The sequence below is a fragment of the Spirosoma validum genome, assembly GCF_014699035.1.
Classification (GTDB): domain Bacteria; phylum Bacteroidota; class Bacteroidia; order Cytophagales; family Spirosomataceae; genus Spirosoma; species Spirosoma validum.
The window spans coordinates 19544-35917 of the sequence record NZ_JACXAA010000006.1; the positions used below are offsets into that span (position 1 = coordinate 19544).

Here is a 16374-nt window from a genome sequence, read left to right on the forward strand (position 1 = left end):
TATAAACGGAAAGCGACTCTAACCTACAATACTTCTCATCTTCTACCAAAACTGACCAAATTCTACTGTATTAGTATAATTTACTGTTAGACAACCACTTGAGCCATATTATTTATTTACCAATGCGTATAAATACGTATCAAAGTGCGGACTTCTGCCTGTTCCGTTTTTCTATTATAAAATCAGGGTTTTTGCGCTTAAAAGACGTTTAATAGCAAGCTACTTTTGTATTGTAACGGACTGGGCAGTCAGAAACGAGTTTCATATCCGCTTCGGCGCTCCGATCATAGGTTAGGTTAACAAAAAACGCCGGGGCAATTTGACCCCGGCGTTTTTTTCTTGTTTCGTTCGGATCGAACTTCGCTTATCAAGCTCTCTCCTATTTTCTGTGAATCTATTTAAGCAAATTCAGCAGATAGGCTCCATAACCGCTTTTAACCAATGGTTTAGCGATAATTGCTAACTGGTCGGCGGTAATGAATTTCATGCGGTACGCTATCTCTTCAATACAACCGATTTTCAGTCCCTGTCGCTCTTCAATGACGTGAACAAATTGCCCCGCTTGTATCAGTGACTCAAACGTACCTGTGTCAAGCCAAGCTGTACCGCGGTCCAACACACCTACCTTTAATTGACCGCGCTCCAGATAGACACGGTTAATATCCGTAATCTCTAACTCGCCCCGAGGAGATGGTTTGATATTTTTGGCAATTTCAACGACGTCATTATCATAAAAATACAGCCCTGGCACTGCGTAGTTAGACTTAGGCTTCTCGGGTTTCTCCTCAATGGACAGTACGTTAAAGTTATCGTCAAACTCAACTACACCATAACGCTCGGGATCATGTACCTGATACGCATAAACGACTCCTCCCTCGGGATCATTGTTAGCCTGAAGCAATTTTGACAGACCTGAGCCATAAAAGATATTGTCGCCTAATACCAGCGCCACTTTTTCGTTGCCGATAAACTCTTCGCCAATGATGAACGCCTGCGCCAGTCCGTCGGGGCTGGGTTGAACAGCATAACTGAATTTACAGCCAATTCGCTCACCGTCGCCAAGCAATTTTTCGAAGTGCGGCAAATCGTGAGGAGTCGAAATAATCAGAATTTCGCGGATGCCTGCCAGCATCAGGATCGACAGCGGATAATAAATCATCGGCTTGTCGTAAACGGGCATGAGTTGTTTTGAAACAGCCAGCGTTAATGGATGAAGACGTGTACCGGAGCCTCCGGCAAGTATGATTCCTTTCATGGTGTATGAATGAGCAAATGAGCGAATGCGTTAATATCTGTAATCCAGATACTTACCCATCCGCTCATTCAAAATTTATCTATTCGAGTACATTCCCTGGTAATAACTCTGGTAAGCGCCTGACGTTACGTTGTCTAACCAAGCCTGATTCGTCAGGAACCAATCAACGGTTTTTTCCAAACCTTCTTCAAACTGAAGCGACGGTTGCCAACCCAGGTCATTCATGATTTTATTCGCGTCAATAGCGTAGCGTAGATCATGGCCAGCCCGGTCAGTTACGTAGGTAATAAGCTTGGCCGACGTACCTTCCGAACGACCCAGCTTGCGATCCATGATCTGACACAGCAGATTCACAAGATCAATATTTTTCCATTCGTTGAATCCACCAATGTTATACGTCTCGCCGAGTTTGCCAGTATGAAAGACGGCGTCGATGGCCCGCGCATGATCAACGACAAAGAGCCAATCGCGTACGTTTTCGCCTTTTCCATAGACGGGCAGCGGCTTGTTGGTCTGAATGTTATGAATCATTAACGGAATCAGCTTCTCCGGAAAATGATTGGGTCCATAATTATTTGAGCAGTTCGATAAAACAACCGGAAGTTTATACGTATTGCCATACGCCCGAACAAAGTGGTCAGAGGCTGCTTTCGACGCCGAGTAAGGTGATTGTGGATCGTATGATGTTTCCTCAGTAAAGAAATCTTCCGGATTATGTAATGATCCATATACTTCATCTGTCGAAACATGGTAGAATCGCTTTCCCTCGAAGCCAGACGAACTCTCAGCCCAGCTATTTTTAGCCGCATTAAGCAAATTCACCGTTCCGACTACATTGGTCATTACGAATGACATCGGATCGGTGATCGAGCGGTCAACGTGAGATTCGGCTGCCAGGTGAATTACTCCATCAAACGATAGTTCCGCGAACATATCCTCCAGAAATTTCGCATCAGTGATGTCACCTTTGATGAACGTATAGTTTGGTGCGTTTTCGATGTCTGTCAGGTTCGCCAAGTTGCCAGCGTATGTCAGCGCATCAAGATTATAAATCTGATATTCAGGGTATTTTGTAACAAACAACCGTACGACGTGAGAGCCAATAAATCCGGCACCACCGGTAATAAGTATTTTCTTCATGATTCAACGTTTCCTGTTTCAGTTTTACGTAGTAGATTCCAGTCTGGAATTTGAAACTATACACTTAATCGCTGCTGCCATTTCCAGGCGTCCCGTAATGAATCGGCTAGTGAACGCTGAGCCGTCCAGTTTAATACGGTATTGGCTTTTGTCACGTCGGCGTATACTTTTTCAACATCACCCGTCCGGCGCGGCCCAATCGTATAATTTACCTTAACGCCTGTGACATCCTCAAACGTTTTTATAATGTTCAGAACCGTTTCGCCCCGACCTGTACCGATGTTGATCACATCATAGAGCGATTCAACATCAGTATCAATAAGCTTTTTAACAGCTTGCACGTGGGCGTCGGCCAGATCCATTACGTCGATATAGTCGCGAATACACGTACCATCGGGCGTACTGTAATCGTCGCCATAAACAGTCAGACTCGGTCGAATACCAGCGGCTGTCTGCGTAATAAACGGAACCAGATTAGCCGGAACTCCCAATGGCAATTCACCAATTTCGGCTGATGGATGGGCGCCAATGGGATTGAAGTACCGTAACGCCAACGCTTTGACTGGAATTTTTGCCCGTACCGCATCGCGAATAATATCCTCACCAATGGCTTTTGTGTTACCATATGGTGATTGCGCCGGGAGCCGGGGGGTTTCTTCTGTCACCGGTAATTGTTCGGGCTGGCCGTACACGGTGCAGGACGATGAAAATACGAGATGGGGAACCTTGAACGCCTGCATCAGCTCCAGCAACAGCAACAACGAATCAAGATTATTACGGTAGTATTTCAATGGTTGAGCAACCGATTCACCGACGGCTTTATAAGCGGCAAAGTGAATAACGCCAATGGGTTTTTCTTTCTGAAAGATACTCGTCATTTCGGCCTCGTCGTTACAATCGACCGGATAACAACGTACGTCATGACCTAAAATCGACCGGAGTCCTGAAAGTACCGAACGTTGAGAATTTGAAAAATCATCAATAATGATCGGTTCGTACCCAGCGTTAACCAGCGAAACAACCGTGTGCGAACCAATGAAACCAGCCCCGCCCGTAACTAAAATTTTGGAAGAATTGCCTGTAGGGATCAAACCGTTTTTTTATAAAAATTTTGTTGCTACTTTGTCTCTATAACTCCTAAAACCAGACAAAAGTAGTATATTCAGGAGGTTTCCGAAAACAGTTTTTATTTTGAGGTTATCCAGAAAAGTAATTATAACGCATGAACGACAACGAATTGAAAGCGCTGATCTCGCTTTTGGATGATGAGGACCGGGAAGTAGTCGAGCATGTCGAACAGCAAATTCGGCAGATGGGCGGGCAAATGATTCCTTTTTTGGAAGCCGAATGGGAAGGAAGTTTCAACCCTGATCTTCAAAAACGTATCGAGGAAATTATTCACGATCTGCAATACGAATCCGTACTGGATCGCATGCGCGACTGGAAAAACGGTGGGGCTATGGATCTCCTCGAAGGGCTCTGGATTGTAGCAACGTATCAGTATCCTGACCTGTCACTCAGCAAATTAAAGCAGGACATAGAGCAGTTATTCTATGACGTGTGGGTGGATTTTAAACCAGATATGCATCCTGATGAGCAAATCAAAGCGATGAACAGTGCATTTTTTTCAAAACTTAAATTTGCGCCGAATACGAAGCATTTCCATTCGCCTGCTAATTCGATGATCAATCAAGTACTCGAATCGCGCCGAGGGAATCCGATCACGCTTTGTGTGTTGTACATGCTCATTGCCAAGCGCTTGAACCTGCCTGTTTATGGTGTTAATCTGCCTAATTTATTTGTGCTTACCTACAAAAACAGCAATGGTGTTCAATTCTACATCAATGTCTTCAACCGTGGCCTCATATTTACCACAAAAGACATTGACCAATACATCGACCAGCTGAACATCAAGCGGTTAGATACGTTCTATCAACCCTGTACGAACGCCGATATTGTTCGACGTGTGTTACGTAATCTGACACTGGCCTTTGAGAAAAATGGGGATACCGATCGGGTTCGTGAGGTTGAAAAAATTCTTCAAACGGTTCAGGATGATGGTGACGGCCTCCCGCTGTCGGATTATACGCAACGGTAATGTAAAGACGCACTACGTTATGTTTTTACATTAAAACGCTACTGCTAGTAAACCTGGCCCGATTCGGAAGCATCGGATCACCAGTTGTTCTTCATGATTGGGTAGGCGTACATGCCCTACCAAACGATCTTCTTCGTCCGAGAAGGGTTCGATGTGTAAATGCTCTCGAAACGTAAGTTGCCGCTTGCCGTACAGTTTGTACAAGGCTTCTTTTGCACACCAGTAAACTGCCAAACGGTTAGGGTCGCCAGCGGCATGCGCAATCTCACTGTCTGATAAAACTCTGGGCACTACGCGCCTGAATTGATCGCGAATCGGTTCAATGTCAATCCCAACTGGTCTTGACCGGTGTAAAACGGCAGCTGCCCAGCCAATTGTGTGTGATAAGGAGACATGCCAGGGAGAATTGATGAGATGTGGCTTACCGAATTCATCTTTTTGCAAGCCGCTATATACCATTCCCTCCGCTTCAACTAACTGACGAATAGCTATCCGGCAGGCCAGCCATTCAATACGTTGTGCCGGGTGTGTTATAGTAGCCAGATCTTCCTGTTCCGAAATCGTTAGCGACAGGGCATGCCGCAATGTTGGTTCGTCTTCGGTTATGGCTCGGAGCGAAACTATGCAATCACTATGTATATCTACTCGAAACGTCACAAATCAAAAGTCGGAAGTGATCTGAGAAAAAGAAAGGTTTAACGACCTTTGACCCTTAACTTATCCATTTTTACTGTGATTGTAGAAAAAATCGATACGTTTGGTGGCCACCGGGATTGTGTTTATGCACTCGAAACGGGATTAGAAACCAATCAGTTCTTTTCAGCGGGGGCTGACGGCCTAATTGTACGTTGGCATCTCGACCGACCCGATCGGGGCGATTTAGTTGCCAAAGTACCAGCCTCTGTTTATGCGCTTGCCTTACATCCAGCAAGTAACTTATTGTGGGTGGGCCAAAACTATGAAGGACTCCATCTGATCGATACGGTTCACAAAAAAGAGGTCAATTCCTTAAAGCTAACTTCAGCCGCTATTTTCGACATCAAGTTTTATAAGAACGACGCCTTTGTAGCTTTATCCGACGGAATCGTTGCCGTACTCGATACAGAACAAATGGTGGTGAAGAAGCATATTAAGGCGTCAGATCAGTCTGCAAGATGCATAGCCATTAATCCAGTGGAACGTGAAGCAGTTGTGGGCTATAGCGATAACTCAGTACGTATTTTTGATCTGACAACGTATATACTTAAGCAAGTCATTCCAGCGCATGCCAACTCGGTCTTTACCCTTACCTATTCACCTGACTTTCGCTTTCTTCTAACGGGTGGGCGCGATGCTCATTTGAAAGTATGGGACGTAGAGCAAAAATACGCTTTGGTGAATGATACGGCAGCCCATATGTTTGCCATCAATCATCTGACATTCAGTCCTGATGGGAATTTATTTGCCACAGCCAGCATGGATAAATCCATCAAGATATGGGATGCCGATACGTATCGATTGTTGAAAGTTGTAGACCGGGCACGTCATGCTGGTCACGGTACGTCGGTGAATAAATTGCTCTGGACAAACTACCATCAACAATTGCTTTCAGCCAGTGATGATCGGACGATTTCGGTATGGCAAGTAGGTTGATTGTCAGTGTTCAGGTGCGTATCCTCTATTTTTCCGGCTATTTTTTGTAAAATCAGTATTATGAACGTTATTTCACCTCTCACTGATAATCGGTAACACCAAACTCCTTAGCGCACCAATGAAATTTACGCCCATCGAAATCCGGCAGCACACTTTTGACAAAGGGTTGCGCGGTTATAAAACAGAAGAGGTCGACGCGTTTCTGGCTTCACTAGCCGAAGAATGGGAGCGCGTAACCAGCGATTATAAAATGTTGAAAATGCAGCTTGAACTGGCAGAGAAGGAATTAGGCAAGCTGAAAGAAGTAGAAATGACCTTGTTTCGCACGCTGAAAACAGCGGAAGACACCAGTACTCAAATCACGGAACAGGCGAATAAGGCAGGCGAAAAATACATTGGTGAGGCTAAACAGAAAGCAGATTCGTTACTGGCCGATGCTAAAAAACGTTCGGCCTTGATGGTTCAGGACGCTGAAAATCAGGCTCGTTATTTGAAAGATAATATCCTGAATGATTTAAAATCATTAGAGCACGACTTCAAAGCTCTGGAAGGTTATAAAGAAAATTTGTCGGTACAGATCCGTACCCTTGCGGGCAATGCCGTTGACAGTGTGGAACGATTTGAGAAGAAATTCACCAAGCAAAATCTGAAAGGTAAAATTGACGAAGTTGCTACGCAGATTAAGGAAGAGCTCAAACAGGAGGATGCGAAAAAAGCGTTAAAAAATGAGCAGCAACCTGATACGACCCCTTCACCTGCCGCACCAGCAAGTTCTGTTGCTAACCTGCCTCCATTAACTCAACGCGAACCATCCATTCCTGAGGCTATTCCGGTCGATGAATCGGTAATCGAAAAGCTTGATAAGGCGATTCAGCATTCGAGTCAACCTGAAGCAATTCAGGAGTCAGTATCGGAAAATAACGTAAAAGCCATTGTAGACGACAAAGAACCAGCCTCAACATTAGCAGAAGTAAATACACCAGAACCAGAGCCTATTCCGGTCAAAGCAGCCGAGGAGGATCAGCCTAAGAAAGGTGGTTCGTTTTTCGATCAGATTTAAGTAGCGCAGATTTCCACCTGCACTACGACCATATGTATGGGAACAATTGCGTTAGAAGGTCTCGAATTTTTCTCCTATCATGGTTTTTATGATGAGGAGCAAAAAATTGGCAACAAATACTCCGTCGATATTATTGTGACGGCTGATTTCTCGGAGGCCGCCCGACGAGACCGCCTGAGTGCTACGGTCAATTACGAGGATTTATATCGTATCACGACCGGCGTTATGAAACAGCCCGCCCGGCTTCTTGAGCACATTGCTCATCAAATCATCCAGGAAATTCGCGCAAAATACTCTGATCTACAAGCGGTTGAGGTAAGCGTATCGAAGTTCAATCCACCTATCGGTGGAGTCTGTCACCGCGCAAAGATTACATTGAAAGAATAGAGTAGTGCAGGATATTGGGTTAAGGGCAGAGGGATATGCCTCTCCGACCCTTAGCCCAATATCCTGCGCGTTTACACCGCTTGTTGCAATCCAGCAAACGAAATAGACATATGCGAGGCATCATAAATACATTTGCCATTACGGATAAGCAGGACCTGTGGCGACTCGTGTTCAACGCCAAATACGCTTTCAATCTGCCGGGAGATGGGCCGATTAGCCAGTAAATCCAGGTAATACGGTTTCACACCAAGTTGATCGCTCCAATTGCGCTCCATACGGCTAAGAGCCATTGCACTAATCGAACAGGTAGTACTGTGCTTAAAAATCAACACAGGCTGTTTAGCGGATTCTTCCTTAATTACGTCGAGCTGAGCGTCACTCGTTATTTTGTTCCAGTTCATTATACCGACATAGGTTCTATTGGCAAAAAACGCATTTGGCAGCTTGAAAAGTTCGTCAGTTTTCAGGTGTATAACGAAGCTTCCCAGCCATTTCAGGAGAGATAGCTTCTGCATATACACCATAAGCATCGACTAACGTACCTTTATCGCCATTCTTCGCTTCGATAGCGTATAGTACCGTCTCATCGCCGGGGTCGGTTTCTCCCTCGAACCGATACACATCTACGATATCGAAATCAGCAGGGCTTAGTTCTATATCATTGGTTTGGCAATGTAGATGGTCAGGTTTTAGATTATAGTCTAATGTGAAACCTTGCTTGCGTAAACCGTCAATGGCTTCAGTAAGCGTATCGTAAGCTTGCATAGATGATAGATTTAATGGTGAGTTTGTAGCTTTGTAACTATAACCAACCGCGTATTCGCTTGTTTTCCGGATTTTATAATACTGGTATCGCTACGTTCCAGTTTTTGATGCGTCTGGCCGCATCCTTTAATCCCAAAGCCCGGTTGTGGGTTGAAGGCCGACGTGATTGGGCGGCTACCTTAACTCAGAAACTTGCTGGCAACGTAGCGCCGATCGTTTGGTTTCATGCGGCTTCATTGGGCGAATTTGAACAGGGGCGTCCCGTCATCGAAGCTTTTCGGGAGCAATATCCAACGTATAAAATTCTGCTGACTTTCTTTTCGCCTTCGGGCTATGAAGTGCGAAAAAACTATGAAGGTGCAGACTACATCATCTATTTACCGGCTGATACGTCTGATAATGCCCGGAAGTTTATCCAGTTGGTAAAACCTAAAATGGCGTTTTTCATTAAATACGAATTCTGGTACAACTACCTGCGGGAGTTAAAAAAAACTAACGTACCTACTATTTCCTTCTCGGCTATTTTTCGACCCGATCAGCTTTTCTTCAAATCATATGGTGGTTTTTATCGCACCATGCTTCATAGCTTCGATCATATTCTGGTTCAGAATCAGGAATCCATCGATTTGCTGAAACGTATTGATATCACGAACGTAACACTGGCAGGCGATACGCGTTTCGACCGGGTTGACCAAGTAGCAGCGGCCAGAAAAGAAATACCGATAGCGAATGCCTTCAAGAACGAACAGCCTCTTTTGGTGATCGGAAGCGCCTGGCCAGAGGATATGAATGTATTGATTCCCTTTCTGAATGCGTTCGATCAACCACTGAAAGCCATTATTGCTCCCCATGAAATTCATGATGATGAAATTGAGCGCTGGCGAGCCCAATTAACCAAGTCCTCTGTCCGTTTTTCGCAGACCAACGTAACAGATGTACGTAGCGCAGAAGTGCTTTTCATCGATAACATTGGCATGCTTTCCTCCCTGTATCAGTACGGCGAATTTGCCTACGTCGGCGGGGCCTTTAAACAGGGACTGCATAACATTTTAGAGGCTGCTACGTTCGGTATGCCCTTATTTTTTGGCCCTGACTACGACAAGTTCCAGGAAGCGGTTGATTTAGTTAAGGAAGGTGCGGCTTTCCCTATCGACAACGTAGACGAGTTGACAACTTTATTCAAAAAACAATACGCAGATCCTTCAGAAGCCGCTCGTATCAGCCGCGCTTATGTACACCGGAACATTGGCGCCACAGCAACGGTTATGGAGGTTGTAAGGCAATTCTTAACGAGTGAGTAGGTACGAGTAAACCGTTGCTATGGTAATACAAGCTTCGCTACTCGGTCCTAACTTCGCTCCGCACCGGCGGCCCTGTTCCACTCATTCTCTCTTATTCATTGGCATACAACGGCTTAGTTATACGTTCCACAGGTTCCTGGTACGACGTTCGCGACGCGGATGGTCATATCTTTCAGGGACGACTGAAAGGGAAATTTAAAATTAAAGGCCTCAAGGTTACCAATCCGATTGCGGTCGGTGATCGGGTGACCTTTGAGGTGGAAGATAAAGCAGAGAACACAGCTATCATCAGTGATATTGCGCCCCGAGAGAATTATATTATTCGCCAGTCAGTCCATAAAACAGCGCATGGACATATTCTGGCGGCCAATATTGATCAGGCGATACTGTTAGCAACGCTTACGTTACCACGCACTTCGCTGGGTTTCATCGACCGGTTTCTGGTTTCGGCCGAGTCGTTTCGTATTTCAACAAAAGTCATTTTCAACAAAGCCGACATTTTGAACGACGAGGGCCTGGCCTACCAGCAGGAAATCATGGATATGTACGAACGGATTGGGTATCAGTGCTTGTCTACATCCGCCACAGAAGGTGTAGGCGTTGACGAGTTCCGGCAACTGCTTGATCACAAGGTTACTCTGTTATCGGGTCACTCGGGCGTCGGCAAATCATCGCTCGTCAATGCCATTGCACCTGACTTGAATCTACGTACCAACGAGGTTTCGACCTTTGCTAACAAAGGTGTACATACGACCACCTTTGCCGAAATGTTTGAACTAGCTCCCAATACATATATTATCGACACGCCGGGTATTAAAGAGTTGGGGTTGATCGATACGTCGAAGGAAGAAATCAGTCATTATTTTCCTGAAATGCGCGAGCGCCTGAATCAGTGCCGTTTCCATAACTGCCTTCACATCAATGAGCCCGGTTGCGCTATCAAAGATGCCGTTGCCGAAGGTGAAATTGCAGAAAGTCGTTACCTAAGTTATTTGAGTATGGTGGAAGGCGGAGACAACCGGCGGTGATTTTGTAGAGACGAAACGATACGTCTCTGCAAAACCCTTTCCCCAGTAAGAATCTCGGTTACATGTCCAGTTTCTGCCCGACAAATTTTTACATCAATTCGTCATAGCAGCCAGCAAATCGGCTTGTGTGATAATGTGCACTTGCTCCTTCTCATCGCGAACCAGCAGAGCTTTGTTGTCCCGGTCTATGAGTGATGACAACGCATCAATCGTATTGTCCAAACCAACAAATTTGAATGGCTTGTCCATTACGTCGCTGACAGCGTGATCTTTTACGGTGGGATCTTCTATAAGCCTGTTCAGGATAGTCGAGTCGGTCAGGCTACCAACAATAGTACCGGTCTCGTCAGTAACGGGAATCTGCGAAATACCATACCGATTCAGAACGTGGATCGCCTGACTAATCGACACGCCAGCACCGATCGTAGTAAGCTGCGACTGTCGGCCTGTCGCACCACCATTTTTATGCTGAATAATATCCCTGGCGGTTTTGAATGCACGATCTTCCAGAAAACCATGGTCTTTCATCCACGTATCATTATAAATCTTGGCGAGATAGCGCGTACCATGATCGGGTAATAGAATCACCAGTACGTCATCGTCAGTGAGATGATCTTTTGCCCACTCCAATGCGCCATGCACCGCCGTACCGCACGACCAGCCAACGAATAAGCCTTCTTCACGCGCTAATCGTCGGGCCATAATAGCCGCATCTTTATCCGTGACTTTCACAAAGTGATCGATTACGCTGAAGTCCACGTTTTGCGGCAGAATATCTTCGCCAATGCCTTCGGTCATGTATGGATAAATCTCTCTCTCGTCGAAGATGCCGGTTTCTTTGTATTTTTTGAAAACCGAGCCATACGTATCGAGCCCAACGGAAACAATCTCTGAATTCTGCTCTTTCAGAAATTTCGACGTACCACAAATAGTACCGCCCGTACCGACGCCAGCCGCGAAGTGCGTGATTTTGCCATCAGTATCACGCCAGATTTCGGGACCGGTCGTTTCGTAGTGAGCAGCCGTATTGGCTGGATTATCATATTGATTAGGATACAGCGAGTTGGGAATGTCGCGGTTTAGTTTTTTAGCAACCGAGTAATAAGACCGCGGATCGTCGGGCGCTACGTTCGTGGGGCAAACGACAACTTCAGCACCAACCGCCCGTAGAATATCAATCTTCTCCTTCGACTGCTTATCGGCCATCGTAAAAATGCATTTATAGCCTTTGGCGATAGCCGCCAGCGCTAAGCCCATTCCGGTGTTGCCACTTGTTCCTTCGATGATCGTACCGCCGGGTTTCAGCAATCCGCGCGCTTCGGCATCCTCGATCATGCGTACGGCAATACGATCTTTTACCGAATTACCCGGATTGAAATATTCGACTTTAGCCAGAATTGTTCCTTTAATTCCCTTCGTGACTTTGTTGAGCTTCACCAAGGGTGTATTGCCAATGGTGTCGATTATTGACTTGTGATAGTTCATGTTGGTAGGTAGCCTTTTAGCCGGGTAAGGGAGCTACGTTCTGTGATTTATTCAAGTAAACGCCAGAAGCGGTTAGTTCGTTTGCCAAACTATCCTGTCGACCACGTAACGATTCGTCATCGGTTTATAACCATTCAGCCTATGGTTCTGCGCTTTCATACAAACCTCTATTTATGAGTGGTTTAAAGCGCTATACCTTTGAACCATTCTTTTTAATCGCAACGGCGAACCGCCATTATTCACTACCACACAAATACGAACAACTCATGAAAACGTTTGCACAATCACTACTGACTGCCCTGCTTTTAAGCACGGCCACATTGGCATCAACGGCAGCTACCACACCAACAGCAGCCAATCCAACCGTAACAACGGACTCGTACAAAGTAGCCGTTTTCCCATCATCGACGCCTTCGAAACTGAACGTTTTCGTTGAACGGACACCGGGGCAGATGATGCTTGTCTCGATAAAAGGTACCGATGGCCGAGTTTTAGCCAGACAAATCGTTAACAAAAAGCAAGGCAATTTCCATTTTCAGTTCGATATGTCAGAACTTCAGGATGGCGCCTACAGCGTTGAGCTTTCCGCTGGCAACGACGTAACGGTTTACCCGGTTACGCTGGCTACGCAACACGCCCAGGCTCCTGCTCGTACGATTACGCTGAACTAATTGATCATTGAACAATAACAAAACAGCCACGGTCTCACGACCGTGGCTGTTTTGTTATTGTTTGGATTAGGATTGCTTACTATACTGTTCAAGAAAGGCAATTATCTGATTGTGAAAATGGGCGAAACTTCGGGATTGCTTGGCTAGTTCATTGAAATCAGCTTTTTCCGCAATGGTCTGTGCTATTGATTGCATTTGACGGCGATCATCTTTACTGCCATACAATAGTTTCCTCAGTTTGTCTTGGGACTCTTTTTCAATGCTGTTCGCAACAGGTTTATCAATTAATTTGGAATGATAAGCTTGATAAATTAACCAGTGCTCGATAGCTTGAATTGGAACATAGATTGCTATTCTAGCCTTGTATGTGTTTGGCTTATAAGCACTCCCCAATGCTTTGATTAGTTTATCACATTCTTTGACGTGTTCCTGCTGCTCATCGGTTTGATCGGGCCCGTCCAAATCAACACCGACAATACAGAACGCCTGATTCTCATCACGTAATGCTTTGAGGCAAAGATCTTCAGCTTCTACAAGCACCTTCGATTTGCTGGGCTGTTTCTTAAGTAAGTCAAGGCTACTACGTTTTATCTGCAATGTTTTTTCAGCAGCTACCCGTTTTAGATAAATTGGAATAAACGTGTATTCGGTGAAACCTTCGGCAACCAGAGTGTACACTAATGCTGATTTCATAAAACTTCTTCGGGAACACCACCTAACAAACCATACATCCAGTTTTCACCCAAATTGCTGGTGAAGTCGATTTCTTTTGTTCCCGTTTCACGACTACGTTGATGGGATGGCTCGATAATGTCTTTCTGTAAATTTTTTACGTGCGTTGATCCTTCCTCATCTTTTGAAAAGACAAACACAGCCTCTGGCATAGACGTAAATTCATTCAGAACGTTCTCATTATGCGTAGTAAGAATAATCTGTATATCCTTTTCCTCAGCTAGTCGAAAAATGAAATCCATTACTTCTCGAATTCGACGCGGGTGAATACCTTTTTCAGGTTCTTCCAGAAGAAGAAGTTTCGGTGGATTGGGTTGGTTGATGATACAAAGAAGAGCAAGAAAATAGAGCGTACCTTCCGAAAGTTCGTCAGCCCAGTAAGTTATATCTTGTTTGCTGTTGCTTAATCCAATACGTTTGAAGGATTTGTCTCCATGCAACTTCTTAAGTTCATCAGTTGGCGAAGCGTCTTCTAAATTAATTTCATCAAATTCTGGAATGCAAGTACTTAAATCGTTCTCTGTACGATTAAAAACAGTCCTTCTGTATTTACCCAACATTAAGTCTAAAAAGCCAACTAAATTGGAGCAGTCTGCATTTACTACTTCTTCACCAGTACCAACTAAGCCTGGCTGAGTAAGCTTATTAGAATCAGGTTTATAAATAGTGATTTTTCCCAAATCGTTTTTCAGAGCCTGAATAGATTCTTTCGCATTAAAGAATTTACCGTTGGAACCATCTACATTGCGAACAATTCTGCTTTTTTCGGCAGACCATTCTATATAGGCTTTCACATTATCGTCAAATAATAATTGAAAACTAACTTCTGATTGTCCATTTCTTTTAAAAACAGTTTTTAAATAATTGTATTTTTCTACTATAGTATAATTTTCAATGATAAACATACCTGTCTCTTCAGCTTCGTCTTCATCACCAATCTTCATTTCTATTTCCTCTAAGCCATGAGCATCATAACAAAACTCTAGTGCCTTCAAGAAATTTGTCTTACCAGAGTTGTTCGGGCCAATGAGCAGGTTGACTTTTTGGAGGTCGAGCGTGATGTCTTTTAGACTCTTAAAGTTCTGGATCGAAACGCGCTTGAGCATGGTCGGAGAGCGGTTAATGGCAACGTAGTGATAAAGCGCAAGTTATGAATTTAGTTGTCCATTTGCGTGGCCCGCATCAGTACGGTATTATCAGGATCAATCACAACGGTCGTTGGTTTGGTCGCCAGGGGGATCGTGAATATCTGCGCTTGCTGGTTCATGGTCAGGCGGGCGGTACGTTGTAACTCGCGCCCGTTACTTCCCCGAATGCTGAACGTTAAGGGAATTGTGAAGTAAGAACCGGTACGTTGCGCCTGTCTAATGTCAATCACCAACGATTTTTTAGTGGCATCGTAGCGCGATCCCCAAACTACGTCAGGATAACCAGGCTGGCTTAGCCATTGCTGAAAGAATTGGCCTAGCTTCTTTCCCGAAACGCTTTCCATTACGTTCTGAAGATCGCTGGTTTGGGCATTTTTATTCCGGTACGTTGCGTAGTACGTTCGAATGCCTTTCCAGAACGTATCGTCACCCAATTCATGACGTAGCATGTGCAACACCCAACCGCCTTTCTGATACGCGTTGGGATTCAGCAAATCCATCAGATTTGTCGTGGTGGAGTCGATAACAGTATTTTTGGGTTTCAAAGCCGTGTATCGAAAAATCTGGTTTTTGTTCTGGTTCAGGACGCCATTGAGCGTATCGCGACCGTAGGCATGTTCGAGGTAGAGTGCTGAAAAATACGTAGCGAACCCTTCACTCAACCAGAGGTGTGCCCAGTCCGATTCTGTAGCCGAATTGCCAAACCATTGGTGAGCAATTTCATGAGCCAGCAGCGCTTCTACGTCCGAATCTTTCTTGCCAACGATGATTTTCTCATCGTAAAAAATGCAGCTGGCATTTTCCATTCCGCCAAAAATCGTCGTCGACTGTACATTCGCTAGTTTCTCGTACGAGTAAGGCCCGATCTTGTCGATGAAGTACTGAAGAATCGCTTTGGCAGGCCGGTAATCAACAAACCCTTTCTGGCTGTCTTGTGGGTATAGCCAGCTTTGAACGGGTATTCCACTAACCGAGCCAACCTCATCAATAGCAAATTTTGCGGCTCCAATCACCATCACTTTCGTCGGAATCGGTGTGCTTTCCTGCCAGCGGGTTAATTTACGTCCGTTCGGCAAGGTGTTTTCGCCCATAAACTTTCCATTCGCAATGATGCGATACGTAGCAGGTGCATTCACGCTAAACGAACAGGTTGCTTTGTCGGAGGGATGGTCGACAACCGGCAGATAATTTCGGGCATTATTCGGCCAGTTATCGCCAAAAAACGTGCGGTCGCCGAATTTATTCCGGCTGATGATCAAGCCTTTTCCCGGCATGCCATCATAGCGAATCACTACGTCCGTTGATTGGTTTGGAGCCGCGGGAAGGTTGATAAATACGCGATCGTTACGTTGGCTAAACGGCACTGCTTTCCCATCTGACAGAGTCACGCTACGTACTGTCATACCCGTTTGAGCAGAATCACGCGCGCCGGGCTTGGCGCTTATGAGGTCGAACCAGACGGTTTGTCGATCATCGGCGCGGGTAAACCGGATGGTCGCTTCGCCCTGAATTTTATTAGTTGAGTCGCTTAACGTAATGGAGAATGTGTAGTTCTGAACATCGACACCGGGCTGTGTGTAGCGAGCACTATTACCAGGTAGTTGCGCCTGGGCAACGGTTACAGCCAAAATAAGTAATCCAACTAAAAACCCTCTATTTTTCTTCATTCTCC

17 protein-coding genes are annotated in these 16374 nt (G+C 45.2%); 7 read left to right on the forward strand and 10 right to left on the reverse strand.

Annotation, left to right across the window (positions count from 1 at the left end; all coding sequences use genetic code 11):
- Window positions 1-394: 394 nt before the first annotated feature.
- From rfbA to galE, 3 genes are all read right to left on the reverse strand, one after another.
- Window positions 395-1255, reverse strand: a complete 861-nt coding sequence (rfbA, locus tag IC230_RS16630) for a glucose-1-phosphate thymidylyltransferase RfbA (RefSeq protein WP_191040179.1) — start codon at window positions 1253-1255, stop codon at window positions 395-397.
- A 75-nt stretch (window positions 1256-1330) separates the two neighbouring features.
- On the reverse strand, window positions 1331-2395 hold the full coding sequence (gene rfbB / locus IC230_RS16635) for a dTDP-glucose 4,6-dehydratase (protein WP_191040180.1): 1065 nt from the start codon (window positions 2393-2395) through the stop codon (window positions 1331-1333).
- Window positions 2396-2451: 56 nt separating this feature from the next.
- Window positions 2452-3486, reverse strand: a complete 1035-nt coding sequence (galE, locus tag IC230_RS16640) for a UDP-glucose 4-epimerase GalE (protein WP_191040181.1) — start codon at window positions 3484-3486, stop codon at window positions 2452-2454.
- 131 nt (window positions 3487-3617) lie between these two features.
- On the opposite strand from galE, the gene IC230_RS16645 reads away from it, so the two are divergent.
- On the forward strand, window positions 3618-4493 hold the full coding sequence (locus IC230_RS16645) for a transglutaminase-like domain-containing protein (RefSeq protein ID WP_191040182.1): 876 nt from the start codon (window positions 3618-3620) through the stop codon (window positions 4491-4493).
- A 30-nt stretch (window positions 4494-4523) separates the two neighbouring features.
- Here IC230_RS16645 and IC230_RS16650 read toward each other — a convergent pair whose 3' ends face one another.
- The gene (locus IC230_RS16650; RefSeq protein WP_191040183.1) at window positions 4524-5150 is read right to left on the reverse strand and encodes a 4'-phosphopantetheinyl transferase family protein; all 627 of its coding nucleotides are present in this window, start codon (window positions 5148-5150) and stop codon (window positions 4524-4526) included.
- A 75-nt stretch (window positions 5151-5225) separates the two neighbouring features.
- On the opposite strand from IC230_RS16650, the gene IC230_RS16655 reads away from it, so the two are divergent.
- From IC230_RS16655 to folB, 3 genes are all read left to right on the forward strand, one after another.
- Entirely contained in the window at window positions 5226-6125 is a 900-nt protein-coding gene (locus IC230_RS16655; protein ID WP_191040184.1) for a WD40 repeat domain-containing protein, read from the forward strand.
- A 118-nt stretch (window positions 6126-6243) separates the two neighbouring features.
- Window positions 6244-7185 (forward strand): DivIVA domain-containing protein, encoded by a 942-nt coding sequence (locus IC230_RS16660; RefSeq protein ID WP_191040185.1) that lies wholly within the window; start codon window positions 6244-6246, stop codon window positions 7183-7185.
- Between the two features lie 36 nt (window positions 7186-7221).
- Window positions 7222-7572: a dihydroneopterin aldolase gene (gene folB / locus IC230_RS16665; RefSeq protein ID WP_191040186.1), complete on the forward strand. Its 351-nt coding sequence runs from the start codon at window positions 7222-7224 to the stop codon at window positions 7570-7572.
- 71 nt (window positions 7573-7643) lie between these two features.
- On the opposite strand, the gene ytxJ is transcribed toward folB, so the two are convergent.
- Both ytxJ and IC230_RS16675 read right to left on the reverse strand, forming a co-directional pair.
- A complete protein-coding gene (gene ytxJ, locus IC230_RS16670; protein WP_191040187.1) occupies window positions 7644-7973 on the reverse strand; it encodes a bacillithiol system redox-active protein YtxJ in 330 nt (109 codons plus the stop codon).
- A gap of 55 nt (window positions 7974-8028) precedes the next feature.
- On the reverse strand, window positions 8029-8337 hold the full coding sequence (locus tag IC230_RS16675; RefSeq protein WP_191040188.1) for a phosphoribosylpyrophosphate synthetase: 309 nt from the start codon (window positions 8335-8337) through the stop codon (window positions 8029-8031).
- Between the two features lie 59 nt (window positions 8338-8396).
- Between IC230_RS16675 and IC230_RS16680 the strand changes: the two genes are divergently transcribed.
- Together IC230_RS16680 and rsgA are read left to right on the forward strand one after the other, a co-directional pair.
- Window positions 8397-9638 carry a 3-deoxy-D-manno-octulosonic acid transferase gene (locus IC230_RS16680; RefSeq protein ID WP_191040189.1) on the forward strand — a complete coding sequence of 414 codons (1242 nt, stop codon included), beginning with the start codon at window positions 8397-8399 and terminating at the stop codon, window positions 9636-9638.
- A gap of 98 nt (window positions 9639-9736) precedes the next feature.
- Window positions 9737-10666: a ribosome small subunit-dependent GTPase A gene (rsgA, locus tag IC230_RS16685; protein WP_191040190.1), complete on the forward strand. Its 930-nt coding sequence runs from the start codon at window positions 9737-9739 to the stop codon at window positions 10664-10666.
- A 93-nt stretch (window positions 10667-10759) separates the two neighbouring features.
- On the opposite strand, the gene IC230_RS16690 is transcribed toward rsgA, so the two are convergent.
- Complete coding sequence (locus IC230_RS16690) at window positions 10760-12151, reverse strand: cystathionine beta-synthase (RefSeq protein WP_191040191.1); 1392 nt, start codon at window positions 12149-12151, stop codon at window positions 10760-10762.
- 266 nt (window positions 12152-12417) lie between these two features.
- On the opposite strand from IC230_RS16690, the gene IC230_RS16695 reads away from it, so the two are divergent.
- Window positions 12418-12822 carry a hypothetical protein gene (locus IC230_RS16695; RefSeq protein WP_191040192.1) on the forward strand — a complete coding sequence of 135 codons (405 nt, stop codon included), beginning with the start codon at window positions 12418-12420 and terminating at the stop codon, window positions 12820-12822.
- 66 nt (window positions 12823-12888) lie between these two features.
- On the opposite strand, the gene IC230_RS16700 is transcribed toward IC230_RS16695, so the two are convergent.
- From IC230_RS16700 to IC230_RS16710, 3 genes are read right to left on the reverse strand one after another with little or no spacing between them, the layout of a single operon-like run.
- The gene (locus IC230_RS16700; protein ID WP_191040193.1) at window positions 12889-13515 is read right to left on the reverse strand and encodes a DUF4276 family protein; all 627 of its coding nucleotides are present in this window, start codon (window positions 13513-13515) and stop codon (window positions 12889-12891) included.
- Window positions 13512-14660 carry an AAA family ATPase gene (locus tag IC230_RS16705; protein ID WP_191040194.1) on the reverse strand — a complete coding sequence of 383 codons (1149 nt, stop codon included), beginning with the start codon at window positions 14658-14660 and terminating at the stop codon, window positions 13512-13514. Before IC230_RS16705 ends, IC230_RS16700 begins: the two co-directional genes overlap by 4 nt.
- 50 nt (window positions 14661-14710) lie before the next feature.
- Window positions 14711-16369, reverse strand: a complete 1659-nt coding sequence (locus IC230_RS16710) for a M1 family metallopeptidase (RefSeq protein WP_191040195.1) — start codon at window positions 16367-16369, stop codon at window positions 14711-14713.
- Between the last annotated feature and the right edge of the window lie 5 nt (window positions 16370-16374).